Origin of the sequence: Tepidimicrobium xylanilyticum (genome assembly GCF_900106765.1) — a bacterium.
Classification (GTDB): domain Bacteria; phylum Bacillota; class Clostridia; order Tissierellales; family Tepidimicrobiaceae; genus Tepidimicrobium; species Tepidimicrobium xylanilyticum.
On record NZ_FNNG01000023.1, the window covers coordinates 1 to 14,913 of the forward strand.

General features: G+C 37.1%; 14 protein-coding genes and 1 other annotated feature. All 14 genes read left to right on the top strand.

Features of this window, described 5'->3' with window-relative positions:
* A partial coding sequence (locus BLV68_RS14490) for an EF-Tu C-terminal domain-related protein (RefSeq protein ID WP_143035303.1) occupies positions 1-94 on the top strand: 94 nt, incomplete at its 5' end.
* Positions 95-323: 229 nt separating this feature from the next.
* On the top strand, positions 324-473 hold the full coding sequence (gene rpmG, locus BLV68_RS14495) for a 50S ribosomal protein L33 (RefSeq protein WP_093755064.1): 150 nt from the start codon (positions 324-326) through the stop codon (positions 471-473).
* 31 nt (positions 474-504) lie between these two features.
* Positions 505-711 (top strand): preprotein translocase subunit SecE, encoded by a 207-nt coding sequence (gene secE / locus BLV68_RS14500; RefSeq protein ID WP_093755066.1) that lies wholly within the window; start codon positions 505-507, stop codon positions 709-711.
* A gap of 36 nt (positions 712-747) precedes the next feature.
* Entirely contained in the window at positions 748-1,299 is a 552-nt protein-coding gene (gene nusG, locus BLV68_RS14505; protein WP_093755068.1) for a transcription termination/antitermination protein NusG, read from the top strand.
* Positions 1,300-1,408: 109 nt separating this feature from the next.
* Positions 1,409-1,834, top strand: coding sequence for a 50S ribosomal protein L11 (gene rplK / locus BLV68_RS14510; RefSeq protein WP_093755070.1), 426 nt, complete (start codon positions 1,409-1,411; stop codon positions 1,832-1,834).
* A gap of 47 nt (positions 1,835-1,881) precedes the next feature.
* The gene (gene rplA / locus BLV68_RS14515; protein ID WP_093755072.1) at positions 1,882-2,601 is read left to right on the top strand and encodes a 50S ribosomal protein L1; all 720 of its coding nucleotides are present in this window, start codon (positions 1,882-1,884) and stop codon (positions 2,599-2,601) included.
* Positions 2,602-2,655: 54 nt separating this feature from the next.
* Positions 2,656-2,796, top strand: a sequence feature (ribosomal protein L10 leader region).
* Positions 2,797-2,812: 16 nt separating this feature from the next.
* Entirely contained in the window at positions 2,813-3,349 is a 537-nt protein-coding gene (gene rplJ, locus BLV68_RS14520) for a 50S ribosomal protein L10 (protein ID WP_093755074.1), read from the top strand.
* A gap of 33 nt (positions 3,350-3,382) precedes the next feature.
* Complete coding sequence (rplL, locus tag BLV68_RS14525) at positions 3,383-3,769, top strand: 50S ribosomal protein L7/L12 (protein WP_093755076.1); 387 nt, start codon at positions 3,383-3,385, stop codon at positions 3,767-3,769.
* A 264-nt stretch (positions 3,770-4,033) separates the two neighbouring features.
* Entirely contained in the window at positions 4,034-7,726 is a 3,693-nt protein-coding gene (gene rpoB / locus BLV68_RS14530; RefSeq protein WP_093755078.1) for a DNA-directed RNA polymerase subunit beta, read from the top strand.
* A gap of 40 nt (positions 7,727-7,766) precedes the next feature.
* Complete coding sequence (gene rpoC / locus BLV68_RS14535; protein ID WP_093755088.1) at positions 7,767-11,288, top strand: DNA-directed RNA polymerase subunit beta'; 3,522 nt, start codon at positions 7,767-7,769, stop codon at positions 11,286-11,288.
* Positions 11,289-11,400: 112 nt separating this feature from the next.
* A complete protein-coding gene (locus BLV68_RS14540) occupies positions 11,401-11,643 on the top strand; it encodes a ribosomal L7Ae/L30e/S12e/Gadd45 family protein (protein ID WP_093755080.1) in 243 nt (80 codons plus the stop codon).
* Positions 11,644-11,670: 27 nt separating this feature from the next.
* On the top strand, positions 11,671-12,084 hold the full coding sequence (gene rpsL, locus BLV68_RS14545; protein WP_093755082.1) for a 30S ribosomal protein S12: 414 nt from the start codon (positions 11,671-11,673) through the stop codon (positions 12,082-12,084).
* Positions 12,085-12,205: 121 nt separating this feature from the next.
* Complete coding sequence (gene rpsG / locus BLV68_RS14550; RefSeq protein WP_093755084.1) at positions 12,206-12,676, top strand: 30S ribosomal protein S7; 471 nt, start codon at positions 12,206-12,208, stop codon at positions 12,674-12,676.
* Between the two features lie 66 nt (positions 12,677-12,742).
* Complete coding sequence (fusA, locus tag BLV68_RS14555) at positions 12,743-14,812, top strand: elongation factor G (RefSeq protein WP_093755086.1); 2,070 nt, start codon at positions 12,743-12,745, stop codon at positions 14,810-14,812.
* The last annotated feature ends 101 nt before the right edge of the window (positions 14,813-14,913 follow it).

Here is a 14,913-nt window from a genome sequence, read left to right on the forward strand (position 1 = left end):
AACTCCGATAGCTATGGAAGAAGGATTAAGATTTGCTATTCGTGAAGGTGGTAGAACAGTAGGTGCTGGAGTTGTTACTAAGATTCTTGGGTAATTAGACCAAAATAGAGACTAGGTCTTTCGGGCCTAGTCTCTTTAAGATTGTATATACTAGGATAATTCTAGATATAAATGGTTAAAATTATAAAGGGTTAATACTATTACGTTTATTTTTGTTGACATAGATTTTAATTTATGATAGTTTATATTAAGTAATAATGTAATAATAGGTAACTATGCCCTAATATCAATATATTTACTTTTTCACGTAGGAGGTGTAGCATATGAGAGAAAGAATAACTTTAGCTTGCACTGAATGCAAACAAAGAAACTATGTATCGACTAAAAACAAGAAGAAAACTACTGAAAGATTGGAACTTAAAAAGTATTGTAAGTTTTGCAAAACACATACTGTTCACAGGGAAACAAGATAGCATTTAAATATAAGAGTAAGGATGTGAGCTTATGTCAAGTCAGACCAGCGCTAGCAAAGGTAAGATTAGGACATATTTTAGAGGCGTTAGAGCGGAGACTAAAAAGGTTATTTGGCCTAGTAAAAAGGAATTAATCAATTATACAGGAGTAGTTATCCTAATTAGCTTTATGGTTGGTTTAGTAGTATGGTTATTAGATCTAGGTATACATCGTCTATTATCATTAATTATTAAGTAATGTGAAGGAGGGGAGGGCCAAAAGGTCCTTGAACATATGACGGATAAGGTTGAAAGTAGAGTGGAGAGGGCTAAAAAAGCCAAGTGGTATGTAGTTCATACTTATTCTGGTTACGAAAAAAAGGTAAAAGCTAATATTGAAAAATTGGTAGAAAACAGAGGGAATATTGACGATATATTTGAAGTAGCAGTACCCACTGAGGAGTATATCGATACTAAAGGCGGGAAGAAAAAACTCAAAGAAAGAAAACTCTTTCCAGGATATGTGCTAGTAAAAATGATAATGAACGATGTATCGTGGTACTTGGTAAGGAATACCAGAGGAGTAACAGGCTTTGTGGGGCCGGGTTCTAAACCAGTTCCACTATCTGATGAAGAGGTTAAAGCTTTAGGTGTACAGGATACCTCCTTGCCATCTATTGATTTAAAAGAAAAAGATATTATAAAAGTTACTACTGGGCCCTTTGAAAACTTCATGGGCACCGTTGAAAGCATTAATCTTGAAAAGAAAAAAGTTAAAGTATTTGTATCCATGTTTGGCAGGGAAACTCTTGTAGAACTGGATTTCGACCAAGTAGAAAAAATATAATATTGTTTATAAAAGCTAATAAGCTTTTTATATAGATTTATAAAAGATTCATAGAAGTGGGAGGGATTATCCCGCCTTACCACAAAGGATTTGAGGAGGTGGAATGAATATGGCAAAAAAGGTTATAGCTGTGGTAAAACTACAAATACCAGCTGGAAAAGCTACACCAGCTCCACCTGTAGGAACTGCATTGGGACCTCATGGAGTAAATATTATGCAATTTACTAAGGAATTCAATGCAAGGACTGCAGACCAAGCTGGTATGATAATACCCGTTGTTCTTACAGTTTATCAAGATAGATCTTTCACTTTTATTACCAAAACACCACCTGTGTCAGTACTAATTAAAAAAGCTGTAGGAATTGAATCAGGTTCTGGTGAACCAAATAAGAATAAAGTAGCAAAGATATCTAAGGAAAAAGTTAGAGAAATTGCTGAAATAAAAATGCCCGACTTAAATGCAGGAAGTATAGAAGCTGCTATGAGCATGATAGCAGGAACTGCTAGGAGTATGGGAGTAGTTGTTGAAGAATAATCGATTAGTGGGAGGAAATTCCGTTAAAACCACAAGGAGGTAAGAGTATGAAGAAAAGAGGAAAAAAATATCAGGAAAGCTTTAAGTTAGTAGACAGGACCCATCTATACGATGCACAAGAAGCAATAGATTTAGTTCTAAAGACAGCAAAGGCTAACTTTGATGAAACGGTTGAATTATCTGTAAGATTAGGTGTAGATCCAAGACATGCAGATCAACAGGTAAGAGGTGCAGTAGTACTTCCACATGGTACTGGAAGGACTAGGAGAGTTCTTGTGTTTGCAAAAGGAGACAAGGTAAAGGAAGCCGAAGACGCAGGTGCTGATTATGTAGGAGGAGAAGAGCTGGTCCAAAAAATTCAAAACGAAGGATGGCTAGACTTTGATGTAGTAGTTGCTACACCTGACATGATGGGAGTTGTAGGCCGTATAGGAAGGATATTAGGTCCTAAGGGCTTAATGCCAAACCCAAAATCAGGGACTGTTACATTTGAAATAGAAAAAGCTGTGAAAGAGATTAAAGCTGGTAAGGTTGAATATAGAGTTGATAAATCGAGTATAGTTCACGTACCAATTGGAAAGGTATCTTTTGGCGCAGAAAAACTAATGGAAAACTTTGCCACCATCATGGAAGAGATAATCAAAGCAAAACCAGCTGCAGCTAAGGGAAGGTATTTAAGAAGTGTCGTGTTATCCAGCACGATGGGACCGGGAATAAAGGTTAATCCACAACAATTAGCTGATAGATTGGCTCAAAAGAACAATTAATTTTTAATGAATATTATCATTGACAGCCCTAATATTTATTGATATAATCTATAACGTTAAAAGAATAGGTTGCCGTAGACAGTAGGAACCCAATGGGTTTAAACTTTCCTACCGAGGTGAGATTGAGAACTAATCCTTATAAATAGAGATTAAAGGTCTCTCCATGTCTACGGAGAGACCTTTATTTGTTGGCCTTTAGGAGGTGAAGCTGTTGAGAGAAAGGGCAATAGAGGAAAAAAAGCAAGTAGTTGAAGAGATTACTGATAAGGTAAAAAAAGCTCAAGGTGTTGTTTTGGTAGACTATAGAGGATTAAATGTAGAAGAAGTTACACAACTAAGGCGTAAATATAAAGAAGCTGGTGTTGAGTATAAAGTATATAAAAACACCTTAATGAGATTTGCCTTTAAAAATGCAGGTTATGAAGAATTCAATCAATTTCTAACTGGACCAAATGCAATCGCCTTTGGTTTTGATGATCCAGTGCAAGCAGCTAAGATTACTCATGAATTTGCTAAGCAAAATGATAAACTTGAAATCAAGGCTGGTATAGTAGATGGTAAGATAATAGGCGTAGATGAAATTAAGAATTTAGCAAATCTACCATCAAAAGAAGTACTTATTGCGCAAGCCCTTGCTGGCTTGAATGGGCCAATTGCAGGCTTTGCTAATGTACTTCAAGGAACAATTAGAAGTCTTGTATACGCATTAAATGCAGTGAAAGAAAAACAAGAAGGTGCAGAAGCATAATTTTAAAAAAGAAAATAATTTGGAGGGATATAAATGGCAAGTGAAAAAGTGTTAAATTTAATTGAAGAAGTTAAGAGTTTAACTGTTTTAGAATTATCAGAATTAGTTAAGGCATTAGAAGAAGAATTTGGAGTTAGCGCAGCTGCTCCAGTTGCAGTAGCAGCAGCAGCTCCTGTTGCAGGAGGAGCTACTGAAGCTGCAGAAGAAAAGAGCGATTTTGACGTAATTTTAGCAGATGCAGGGCAACAAAAGATTAAAGTTATTAAGGTTGTTAGAGAGTTAACTGGTTTAGGATTGAAAGAAGCAAAAGAATTAGTAGACAATGCACCAAAGCCAGTTAAAGAAGGAGTATCAAAAGAAGAAGCTGAAGATATTAAGGCTAAATTAGAAGAAGCAGGAGCAGTAATAGAATTAAAATAACATAATAAATTAATTGGCAAATAATAAAAAAGGCCTCATATGTTTCGAAGGCCTTTTTTATTATTTGTAAGAAGCAGTAAAAAAATCCTTGACACGATGTGTATATTGTGGTAATATGTGTAGATGCTATAATGTTCGATAAAATTGTTTTTTGTATAAATAATCCTATAATTGTCAATATTATAATAGATTTATTTAAAACAGTATTACCAAAAGTATCCAATTACTTTTGGCTATTTTAGTTTAATAAGGGGTGAATTATTGATGGTACATCCTGTTACATACGGGAAACGGGTCAGGATGAGTTATTCCCGCATTAATGAAGTACTAGAATTACCAGATTTAATCGAAGTACAGAAATCTTCCTATGAATGGTTTCTAAAAGAGGGGTTGAGGGAAGTTTTTGAAGATATATCCCCTATTCAGGACTATACGGGAAACCTCATATTAGAATTCGTTGATTATCACATCAGCGATGAACCAAAATATAGTGAAGATGAGGCTAGAGAAAGGGATGCAAATTATTCAGCTCCATTAAAGGTAAAGGTACGCCTGATAAACAAAGAAACAGGAGAGGTAAAGGAACAAGAAGTATTCATGGGAGATTTTCCATTAATGACAGAAAAGGGAACTTTTATTATCAATGGAGCAGAAAGAGTGGTAGTAAGCCAGTTGGTAAGATCTCCTGGAGTATATTATTCAGAAGAGATTGACAAGGTAGGAAAAAGGCTTTATTCTGCATCTGTAATTCCTAATAGGGGAGCTTGGCTTGAATACGAGTCGGATTCAAACGATATCGTTTACGTTAGAATAGATAGAACTAGAAAACTTGCTATTACTACTCTTTTAAGAGCATTAGGATTTAATACCAATGCTGAAATAATAGACCTGTTAGGAGAAACGGAGCAGGTTTTAAAAACTTTAGAGAAGGATAATACTAGTACGGAGGAAGAAGCCCTCATTGAAATATATAAAAGGTTAAGACCTGGAGAACCTCCAACCGTTGAAAATGCCAGATCCTTATTGGAAAATTTGTTTTTTGACCCTAAAAGATATGACTTAGCCAAGGTTGGAAGGTATAAGTTCAATAAGAAGCTAGCTCTATACAATAGGATTACAGGTAGAAGAGCAGCGGAAGATATTAAGGATTTAGAAACTGGAGAATTATTTGTAGCTAAAGGAGAAAAAATTACAAGGGAAAAGGCTATAGAAATTGAAAATAGTGGAATAAATCGAGTAGATATAGAATTGGATGATGGAAGAATTATCCGTGTAGTTGGTAATAATTTTGTTTCTGGGAAAGCTTTTAATCTTCCATTTTCTTTAGAGGAGTTAGGATTGAAGGAAAAGGTCTATTATCCTATCATGAAAGAACTTATAGATACTTATGAAGATCCAGAAGAGCTAAAAGAAGCAATTGCAGAGAGGGTTCGTGAAATTTCCCCTAAACATATTATTAAGGATGATATAATAGCTAGCATTAACTATGAATTCAATCTATTTTATGGGATAGGTTCGACTGATGATATAGACCATTTAGGAAATAGAAGACTAAGGTCTGTTGGTGAGCTTCTTCAAAATCAATTTAGGATAGGACTTTCTAGGATGGAAAGGGTAGTAAGGGAAAGGATGACCATCCAGGATATAGATGTGGCAACCCCTCAAGCGTTAATAAATATAAGACCGGTAGTAGCAGCCATTAAGGAGTTTTTCGGCAGCAGCCAATTGTCCCAATTTATGGACCAAACCAATCCATTAGCTGAATTAACCCACAAGCGAAGGATGTCTGCATTAGGACCAGGTGGGTTGAGTAGAGATAGGGCAGGAGTAGAAGTAAGAGACGTACACCATTCCCACTATGGCAGGATGTGTCCTATAGAAACACCAGAAGGCCCTAATATTGGGCTTATAACTTCTCTAACTACCTATGCAAGGATAAATGAATATGGTTTTTTAGAAGCACCATATAGAAAGGTAGATAAGGAAAGAGGAGTAGTATTAGATGAAATTGAATATCTGACAGCAGATGTGGAAGATGAATTCATTATAGCTCAATCCAATGAGCCTTTAGATGAAGAGAACAGATTTATAAATAAGAGAGTAGTTGCTAGAGGGAAAGATGGAGTTATAGATATATATCCGAGTAGTGAAGTGGATTATATGGATGTTTCACCAAAACAGATAGTGTCTGTAGGGACAGCTATGATTCCATTTTTAGAAAATGATGATGCTAACAGAGCTTTAATGGGTGCTAACATGCAGCGACAAGCAGTACCATTACTAAAAACTGAAGCACCTATAATTGGAACTGGTATAGAATATAAGGCAGCACGAGATTCGGGAGTTGTGGTAATAGCTAAGAATTCAGGAACGGTTGTCAAGGTAAGTTCCAATGAGATCTTAATCAGGAGAGATGAAGATGGCCAGATTGATAAATATAAATTGTTGAAATTTAAGCGCTCTAACCAAGGTACTACTATAAATCAAAGACCAATAATTAGAAAGGATGAAAGGGTAGAAAAAGGCCAGGTTATTGCAGATGGACCAAGTACTGAACTAGGGGAGATTGCTTTAGGTAAAAATCTATTAGTAGCCTTTATGACTTGGGAAGGATATAACTATGAGGATGCTATACTCATAAGTGAAAAATTGGTTATCGATGATACTTTGACTTCCATTCACATAGAAGAATACGAATCAGAGGCTAGGGATACTAAGTTGGGACCAGAAGAAATTACTAGAGATATCCCTAATGTAGGAGAGGATATGCTTAAGGATCTAGACGAGCAAGGTATTGTTAGAATAGGAGCTGAAGTTAAATCTGGAGATATTCTAGTGGGGAAGGTTACACCAAAGGGAGAAACTGAACTGACGGCTGAAGAAAGGTTGTTAAGAGCTATATTTGGTGAAAAGGCAAGAGAAGTTCGTGATACATCCCTTAGAGTTCCCCACGGAGAATCAGGAATAGTAGTAGATGTGAAGATTTTCTCTAGGGAAAATGGAGATGAACTATCTCCTGGAGTAAACCAAATGGTAAGGGTTTATGTGGCAACTAAGAGAAAAATTTCCGTCGGAGATAAAATGTGCGGTCGCCATGGGAATAAAGGTGTGGTATCTAGAATACTACCAGAAGAGGATATGCCTTTCTTACCCGATGGAACGCCAATAGAAATAGTTCTTAATCCTTTAGGGGTACCTTCTAGAATGAATTTAGGGCAGGTTTTGGAAGTGCATTTAGGATTGGCTGCTAAAAAATTGGGTTGGCATGTAGCCACTCCTGTATTTGACGGAGCTAGTGACCAAGATATAATCGATGCATTAAAGATGGCTGGTTATCCAGAGAGTGGTAAAATCCAATTGAGAGATGGAAGAACTGGAGAGTATTTAGATAATCCCGTAACAGTTGGCTATATGTATATGTTGAAGTTACACCATTTGGTAGATGATAAGATTCACGCCAGATCTACTGGACCTTATTCTCTAGTAACTCAACAGCCTCTGGGAGGAAAGGCACAATTTGGAGGCCAAAGGTTTGGAGAGATGGAAGTTTGGGCTTTAGAGGCCTATGGAGCTGCTCATACTTTACAGGAAATATTGACGGTTAAATCAGACGATGTAGTTGGAAGAGTGAAAACCTATGAGGCCATCGTTAAAGGGGAAAACATCCCAGAACCTGGAGTTCCAGAATCTTTCAAGGTTTTAATAAAGGAACTACAGAGTCTAGCATTGGATGTGAAGGTGCTATCGGAAGAAGAAGATGAAATTGAGATAAAAGAATCTGTTGATGATGAAATAACAGATTTAGAATTAATGGGCGATGATTTAATAGATGATAGATTTTTGAAAGATGAAGAAGATGATGATATAGATGACGAAGATGAAGATAATGCAAATCTTAGATTCATATATGATGAAGATGATGATTATGAAATAGATGAAGAAGATGACGATTATTAAAAATATTTCATATTATTCTATAGAAAGGAGAGAAAGCTCCTTGTTTGAATTAAATACTTTTGATTCATTAAAAATTGGTCTTGCATCCCCCGATAAGATTAGGCAATGGTCAAGGGGAGAAGTAAAGAAGCCAGAAACTATTAATTATAGGACTTTAAAACCTGAAAAGGAAGGGCTTTTTTGTGAGAAGATATTTGGTCCCACTAAGGATTGGGAGTGCCACTGCGGTAAATATAAGCGGGTAAGGTACAAAGGGGTAGTATGCGATAGATGTGGAGTAGAAGTGACTAAATCAAAGGTGCGAAGAGAAAGGATGGGGCATATAGAATTGGCTGCCCCTGTATCTCATATCTGGTATTTTAAAGGTATTCCAAGTAGAATGGGACTTATGTTAGATATGTCTCCCAGGGCTTTGGAAAAGGTGTTGTATTTTGCATCATATATAGTTATAGATGGGGGAAATACTCCTTTATATGAGAAACAATTGCTAACAGAGGCAGAATATAGAGAAGCTTTGGATAAGTACGGAAATAACTTTAGAGCCATGATGGGTGCAGAAGCAATAAAGGAGTTGCTTTCTAAAATAGATTTAGATAAAGAAGCAAAGGAATTAAGGCTTCAATTGAAATCTGCCACAGGACAAAAGAAGACAAGAATAATCAGAAGACTAGAGGTTGTGGAAGCGTTCAGGTCATCTGGCAATAGACCTGAATGGATGATATTAGACGTGATTCCTGTTATACCACCAGATTTAAGGCCTATGGTTCAACTAGATGGAGGCAGATTCGCTACCTCTGACTTAAATGACCTTTATAGAAGGGTTATCAATAGAAATAATCGTTTAAAGAGATTATTAGATTTGGGAGCACCCGATATTATCGTAAGAAACGAAAAGAGGATGCTACAGGAAGCAGTGGATGCTTTAATAGATAATGGTCGTAGAGGAAGGCCTGTTACAGGTCCTGGTAATAGACCTTTAAAATCCCTTTCGGATATGTTAAAAGGGAAACAAGGAAGGTTTAGACAGAATTTACTTGGGAAAAGGGTTGATTACTCTGGCCGTTCTGTAATAGTGGTAGGACCAGAACTTAAATTCTATCAGTGCGGTTTGCCAAAGAAGATGGCATTGGAATTGTTTAAGCCTTTTGTGATGAAAAAGCTAGTAGCAGATGAACATGCCCACAATATTAAATCTGCTAAGCGAATGGTTGAAAGAATGAAACCAGTGGTATGGGATGTACTTGATGAGGTAATTAAGGACCACCCTGTATTGTTAAACAGGGCGCCTACCCTTCACCGATTAGGTATTCAAGCTTTTGAACCGGTGTTGGTTGAAGGAAAGGCTATTAAGCTTCATCCTCTTGTTTGTACTGCATATAATGCAGACTTCGATGGAGACCAAATGGCGGTTCACGTACCTTTATCTACTGAAGCACAAGCGGAAGCTAGGCTTTTGATGTTATCGGTTAATAATATTTTAGCCCCTAAGGACGGAAAGCCTATAACTACACCAACACAAGACATGGTACTGGGTTGCTATTATTTAACCGTTGAGAATCCTGGTGAAAAAGGGGAAGGGAAAATATTCAGGGATTATGAAGAAATGCTGCAAGCTTATTACAACGGAGATGTGGGAATTCATGCCCGAGTAAAGGTAAGAAAGAAGCTGGATGAAAATGATAGAGGAGTATTAATCGAAAGCACTGTAGGGAGATTTATATTTAACGATAGTATACCTCAAGACCTAGGATTTGTAGACAGAACGAAAGACTCTTATTCCTTGGAAGTAGATAAATTAGTAGATAAAAAGATATTGGGAGAAATAGTGGAAAAGTGTTATAAGAAACATGGGAATATTGTAACTGCTGAAGTTTTAGATAAAATAAAAGAATTGGGATTCCGCTATTCAACTGTAGGGGCTATAACCATAAGCATGTCAGATGTAATAGTTCCTAAAAGGAAGATTGAATTACTTGCAAAAGCGGAAGAGGAAGTAGATAAATTTGAAAAATCCTACAGAAGAGGGTTAATCTCCGATGAAGAAAGATATGAAAAGGTAATTGAGATATGGAATAGAACGACAGAAGAGATAACAGATGCCTTGATGGATGAACTAGACCATATGAACAATATTTATATAATGGCTCATTCGGGAGCTAGAGGTAGTAAGAATCAGATTAGACAGTTAGCAGGTATGAGGGGCTTAATGGCTAGTGCTACAGGTAAGACCATAGAAATTCCCATAAAGTCCAACTTTAGAGAAGGGCTAAATGTATTGGAATTCTTCATTTCTACTCATGGTTCAAGAAAGGGATTAGCAGATACTGCCTTGAGGACTGCTGACTCCGGTTATTTGACAAGGAGATTGGTTGATGTAAGCCAAGATGTTATAGTAAGAGAAGAGGAATGTGGTACAGATCAATATTTAGTTGCTAGAGCTTTTAAAGATGGAAACGAGATAATAGAGGACTTAAAGGACAGAATTTCAGGTAGGTATTCAGCAGAAGATGTAATCCATCCTGAAACTAAAGAAGTAATTGTTAGAAAAGAAGAAATGATAACTGAAGATATTGCTCAACTTATTGAAGAAGCAGGAATAGAAGAAGTGAAAGTAAGATCTGTGTTAGGCTGTAAAACTCGTCATGGTGTATGTGTTCACTGTTATGGAATAAACTTAGCTACTGGAGATCCGGTAAATGTGGGGGAAGCCGTTGGAACTATAGCGGCTCAATCTATTGGAGAACCAGGAACTCAGCTAACCATGCGTACATTCCATACAGGTGGGGTAGCAGGAGCTGACATTACTCAAGGTTTACCAAGGGTCGAAGAATTGTTTGAAGCAAGAAAACCTAAAGGTCTTGCTATCATATCCGAAATATCTGGAACAGTGAGGATAAATGAAACCAAAAAGAAAAAAGAAGTGATAGTAGAATCCAAGGACGGGGAAACTAAAACTTACAGCATAAACTACGGTTCCAGACTAAAGGTAAGGCCGGGAGACTTTGTTGAAGCGGGAGATGAAATTACAGAAGGCTCTGTGAATCCTCACGATATATTGAAAATTAAGGGGGTTCAAGGAGTTCAAAATTATCTAGTAAAAGAAGTACAAAGAGTTTATAGGTTGCAAGGTGTAGACATATCGGATAAACATATAGAAATAATAGTAAGACAGATGTTAGGAAAGGTTAAAGTGGAGGAACCAGGCGATACTGATTTCTTACCCGGAAGTTTGGTAAGTCTTCATGAATTTGAGGATGCAAATAAAAACACTATAGACAATGGCGGTACACCAGCAGTTGGTAGAAGGACTTTACTTGGTATAACTAAAGCATCCTTGGCTACCGATTCATTCCTATCTGCTGCTAGCTTCCAAGAAACCACAAGAGTATTAACGGAAGCAGCTATTAAGGGGAAAGTAGACCACTTAATAGGTCTAAAAGAAAATGTTATAATAGGAAAACTAATACCAGCAGGTACAGGAATGAGGCGATATAAGAACATTGATTTGATCTATGATGAAGAGATTCCAACTGAAAATGTTGTTGACACTAAAAATGACTGATGGTAAAATATATAGGTGTGCAAATCTAAAGTGGACTCTTTTCAAAACATAAAGATTATGTGGACCTCATGTCCACATAATCTTTAAAATGTTAGGAAGGGGGAAGAAGCTTATGATACCAGAGCTTAATACCGATAAAAAGGTAGTCGGGACTAAACAAGTCAAAAGAGCCTTGTTAAATGGAAAAGCTAAAACGGTATACCTGGCTAAGGATGCAGATAGCAAGATACAAAACGAGATTATTACAGCATGTGAAGAGAAAAAGGTCCCAATAATCTATGTAGAAACTATGGAAGAGCTAGGCAAAAGCTGTAAGATTGAAGTTAATGCAGCAAGTGCTGCATTATTAAAATAACTCTTTATATTAGAAGGAGGTGCAATGATGCCAACGATCAACCAATTAATCAGAAAGGGAAGACAAAAGGTTGAATATAAGTCTAAGTCACCAGCCTTGGGTGTTAATTTTAACTCTTTAAAGAAAGAGGCCAATACAGTTCATTCCCCACAAAAGAGAGGGGTTTGCACAGCTGTAAGAACTGTTACACCTAAGAAGCCTAATTCAGCTTTAAGAAAGGTTGCGAGAGTTAGACTTACAAATGGAGTTGAAGTAGCTGCATACATCCCCGGAATTGGTCACAACTTACAAGAACACAGTGTAGTTCTAATAAGGGGAGGAAGAGTAAAGGACCTTCCTGGTGTTAGATATCACATAATTAGAGGTACTTTAGATGCTGCAGGAGTTGAAGGAAGAAAACAGGGTAGGTCTAAGTATGGAGCTAAGAGACCTAAGAAATAATAACTGTGCTGGTAATGCAGTGGAATTATTCCATTTAATATAGATGCATTAGCGCACAACGGCAGAACGATTCTGTCGAGTACCAATGAATATACTTTTGATGGTTAAGGAGGGAAGTGAAGTGCCTAGAAAAGGTTATGTAGCAAAAAGAGAAGTTTCACCAGATCCTATATACAACGATACAGTAGTTACAAAGCTTATTAACAACGTTATGCTTGATGGAAAAAAAGGAGTTGCTCAAAGAATTGTATATGGAGCTTTTGATTATGTAGCAGAAAAGACTGGTGAAGATCCACTAGAAGTATTTTATAAAGCTTTAAATAATGTAATGCCTGTATTAGAGGTAAAAGCTAGACGTATTGGTGGTGCCACATACCAAGTTCCAGTAGAAGTAAGATCAGAAAGAAGGGAAACCTTAGGTTTGCGTTGGCTTGTTCAATACTCAAGGCAAAGAGGAGAAAAGACCATGATTGAAAGATTAGCTAAAGAAATAATGGATGCAGCCAATAATACAGGTGCAAGTGTCAAGAAACGAGAAGATACTCATAAGATGGCAGAGGCAAATAAGGCATTCGCTCACTATAGATGGTAGATTAGGGATGGTTATGCTATAGAGCTAGTGTAAGGGGGGACATAGAAACAGGAAGGAGGAAATACAGTGTCCAGAAAAATTCCACTAGAGAGAACACGAAATATAGGAATAATGGCTCATATAGATGCAGGAAAAACAACTACTACTGAGAGGATATTGTTTTATACTGGTAAAATCCACAAAGTAGGGGAAACCCATGAAGGTGCTGCCCAAATGGATTGGATGGAACAGGAACAAGAGAGAGGTATAACGATAACTTCTGCTGCTACTACTTGCTTCTGGAAAGATCATAGAATTAATATAATTGATACACCAGGGCACGTGGATTTTACGGTAGAAGTTGAGAGATCTCTTAGAGTACTAGATGGAGCAATAGCAGTATTCTGTGCAAAAGGAGGAGTAGAACCCCAATCAGAAACAGTTTGGAGGCAGGCGGACAAATACCATGTTCCTCGTATGGCTTTCATCAACAAGATGGATATCGTAGGAGCTGACTTCTTTAGAGTTATCGATATGATAAAAGATAGACTAAAGGCCAATCCAGTCCCCATACAGTTGCCAATTGGAAAAGAAGATGGTTTTGTGGGAGTTGTAGATTTGGTTCATATGAATGCCAGAGTTTATAAGGATGACCTTGGACAGAATATAGAGATAGTAGACATACCCGATGATCTAAAAGATTTAGCAGAAGAATATAGGGAAAACCTATTGGAAAAAATAGCAGAATACGATGAAGAATTGATGATGAAATACCTTGAAGGAGAAGAGATAACTCCTGAAGAGATTAATAAAGCGATTAGGACAGCTACTGTTAAAGTGGAAATAACTCCAGTTTTATGTGGTTCATCTTATAAAAACAAAGGAGTTCAACCTTTATTAGATGCAATAGTAGATTATTTACCTTCGCCTTTAGATATACCCTCAATAAAGGGGTTATCTGTAGATTCAGATGAAACTTTGGAAAGACATTCTTCTGATGACGAGCCTTTTTCAGCGTTAGCATTTAAAATAGTAACAGACCCTTATGTAGGTAAGCTTGCATACTTTAGGGTATATTCTGGGAAGCTTGAAGCAGGTTCTTACGTATATAATCCTATAAAGAGAAAAAAAGAGAGAATAGGAAGAATCCTATTAATGCATGCTAATAAGAGAGAGGAAGTAAAAGAAGTCTATGCAGGAGATATTGCTGCAGCGGTAGGATTCAAGGATACTACTACTGGAGATACTCTATGCGATATAGATAATCCAATCATCCTAGAATCTATGGAGTTTCCAGAGCCTGTTATTGAAGTGGCTATTGAACCAAAGACTAAAGCAAGCCAGGAGAAGATGAGTGTGGCTTTAGCAAAGCTGGCGGAAGAAGATCCTACATTTAAGACTTTTACCAATGAAGAAACAGGACAAATCATAATAGCAGGAATGGGGGAACTACACTTAGAAATAATCGTGGATAGACTTCTAAGAGAGTTTAAGGTAGAAGCAAATGTAGGTAATCCACAAGTTGCTTATAAGGAATCCATTTCAGTTCCAGCAGAAGCAGATACAAGGTATGTAAGACAATCTGGAGGTAGGGGGCAATACGGTCATGTCAAGATTAGGATTGAGCCACAAGAACCTGGAGAAGGATATGAGTTTGTTAATAATATAGTTGGAGGAGTTATACCAAAAGAGTATATACCTTCTGTTGATAATGGAATCCGAGAAGCTATGCAATCAGGAGTTCTTGGTGGATATCCTGTAATAGATGTAAAGGTAACCTTATTTGATGGGTCATATCACGAAGTGGACTCGTCAGAAATGGCCTTTAAGATTGCTGGTTCTATGGCTTTCAAGGAAGCTATGGAAAAAGCTAAACCTGTTTTATTAGAACCAATAATGAAAGTAGAGGTAATTGTACCAGAAGAGTACTTGGGAGATGTAATTGGCGACATTAATTCTCGAAGAGGTAAGATCGAAGGAATGGAACCTAGAGGAGGAGTCCAGGTAGTTAGAGGATATGTTCCCTTGGGTGAAATGTTTGGATATGCAACAGACCTTCGTTCTCATACTCAAGGTAGGGCAGTTTATACTATGCAGTTTGATCATTATGAGCAGGTACCAAGCAATATTGCAGAAAAGATTTTAGGAAATAAATAATACTAATATTAAGGAGGAATTCAGATGGCAAAGGAAAAATTTGAAAGAACGAAACCTCACGTAAATATAGGTACAATAGGTCACGTAGACCATGGTAAAAC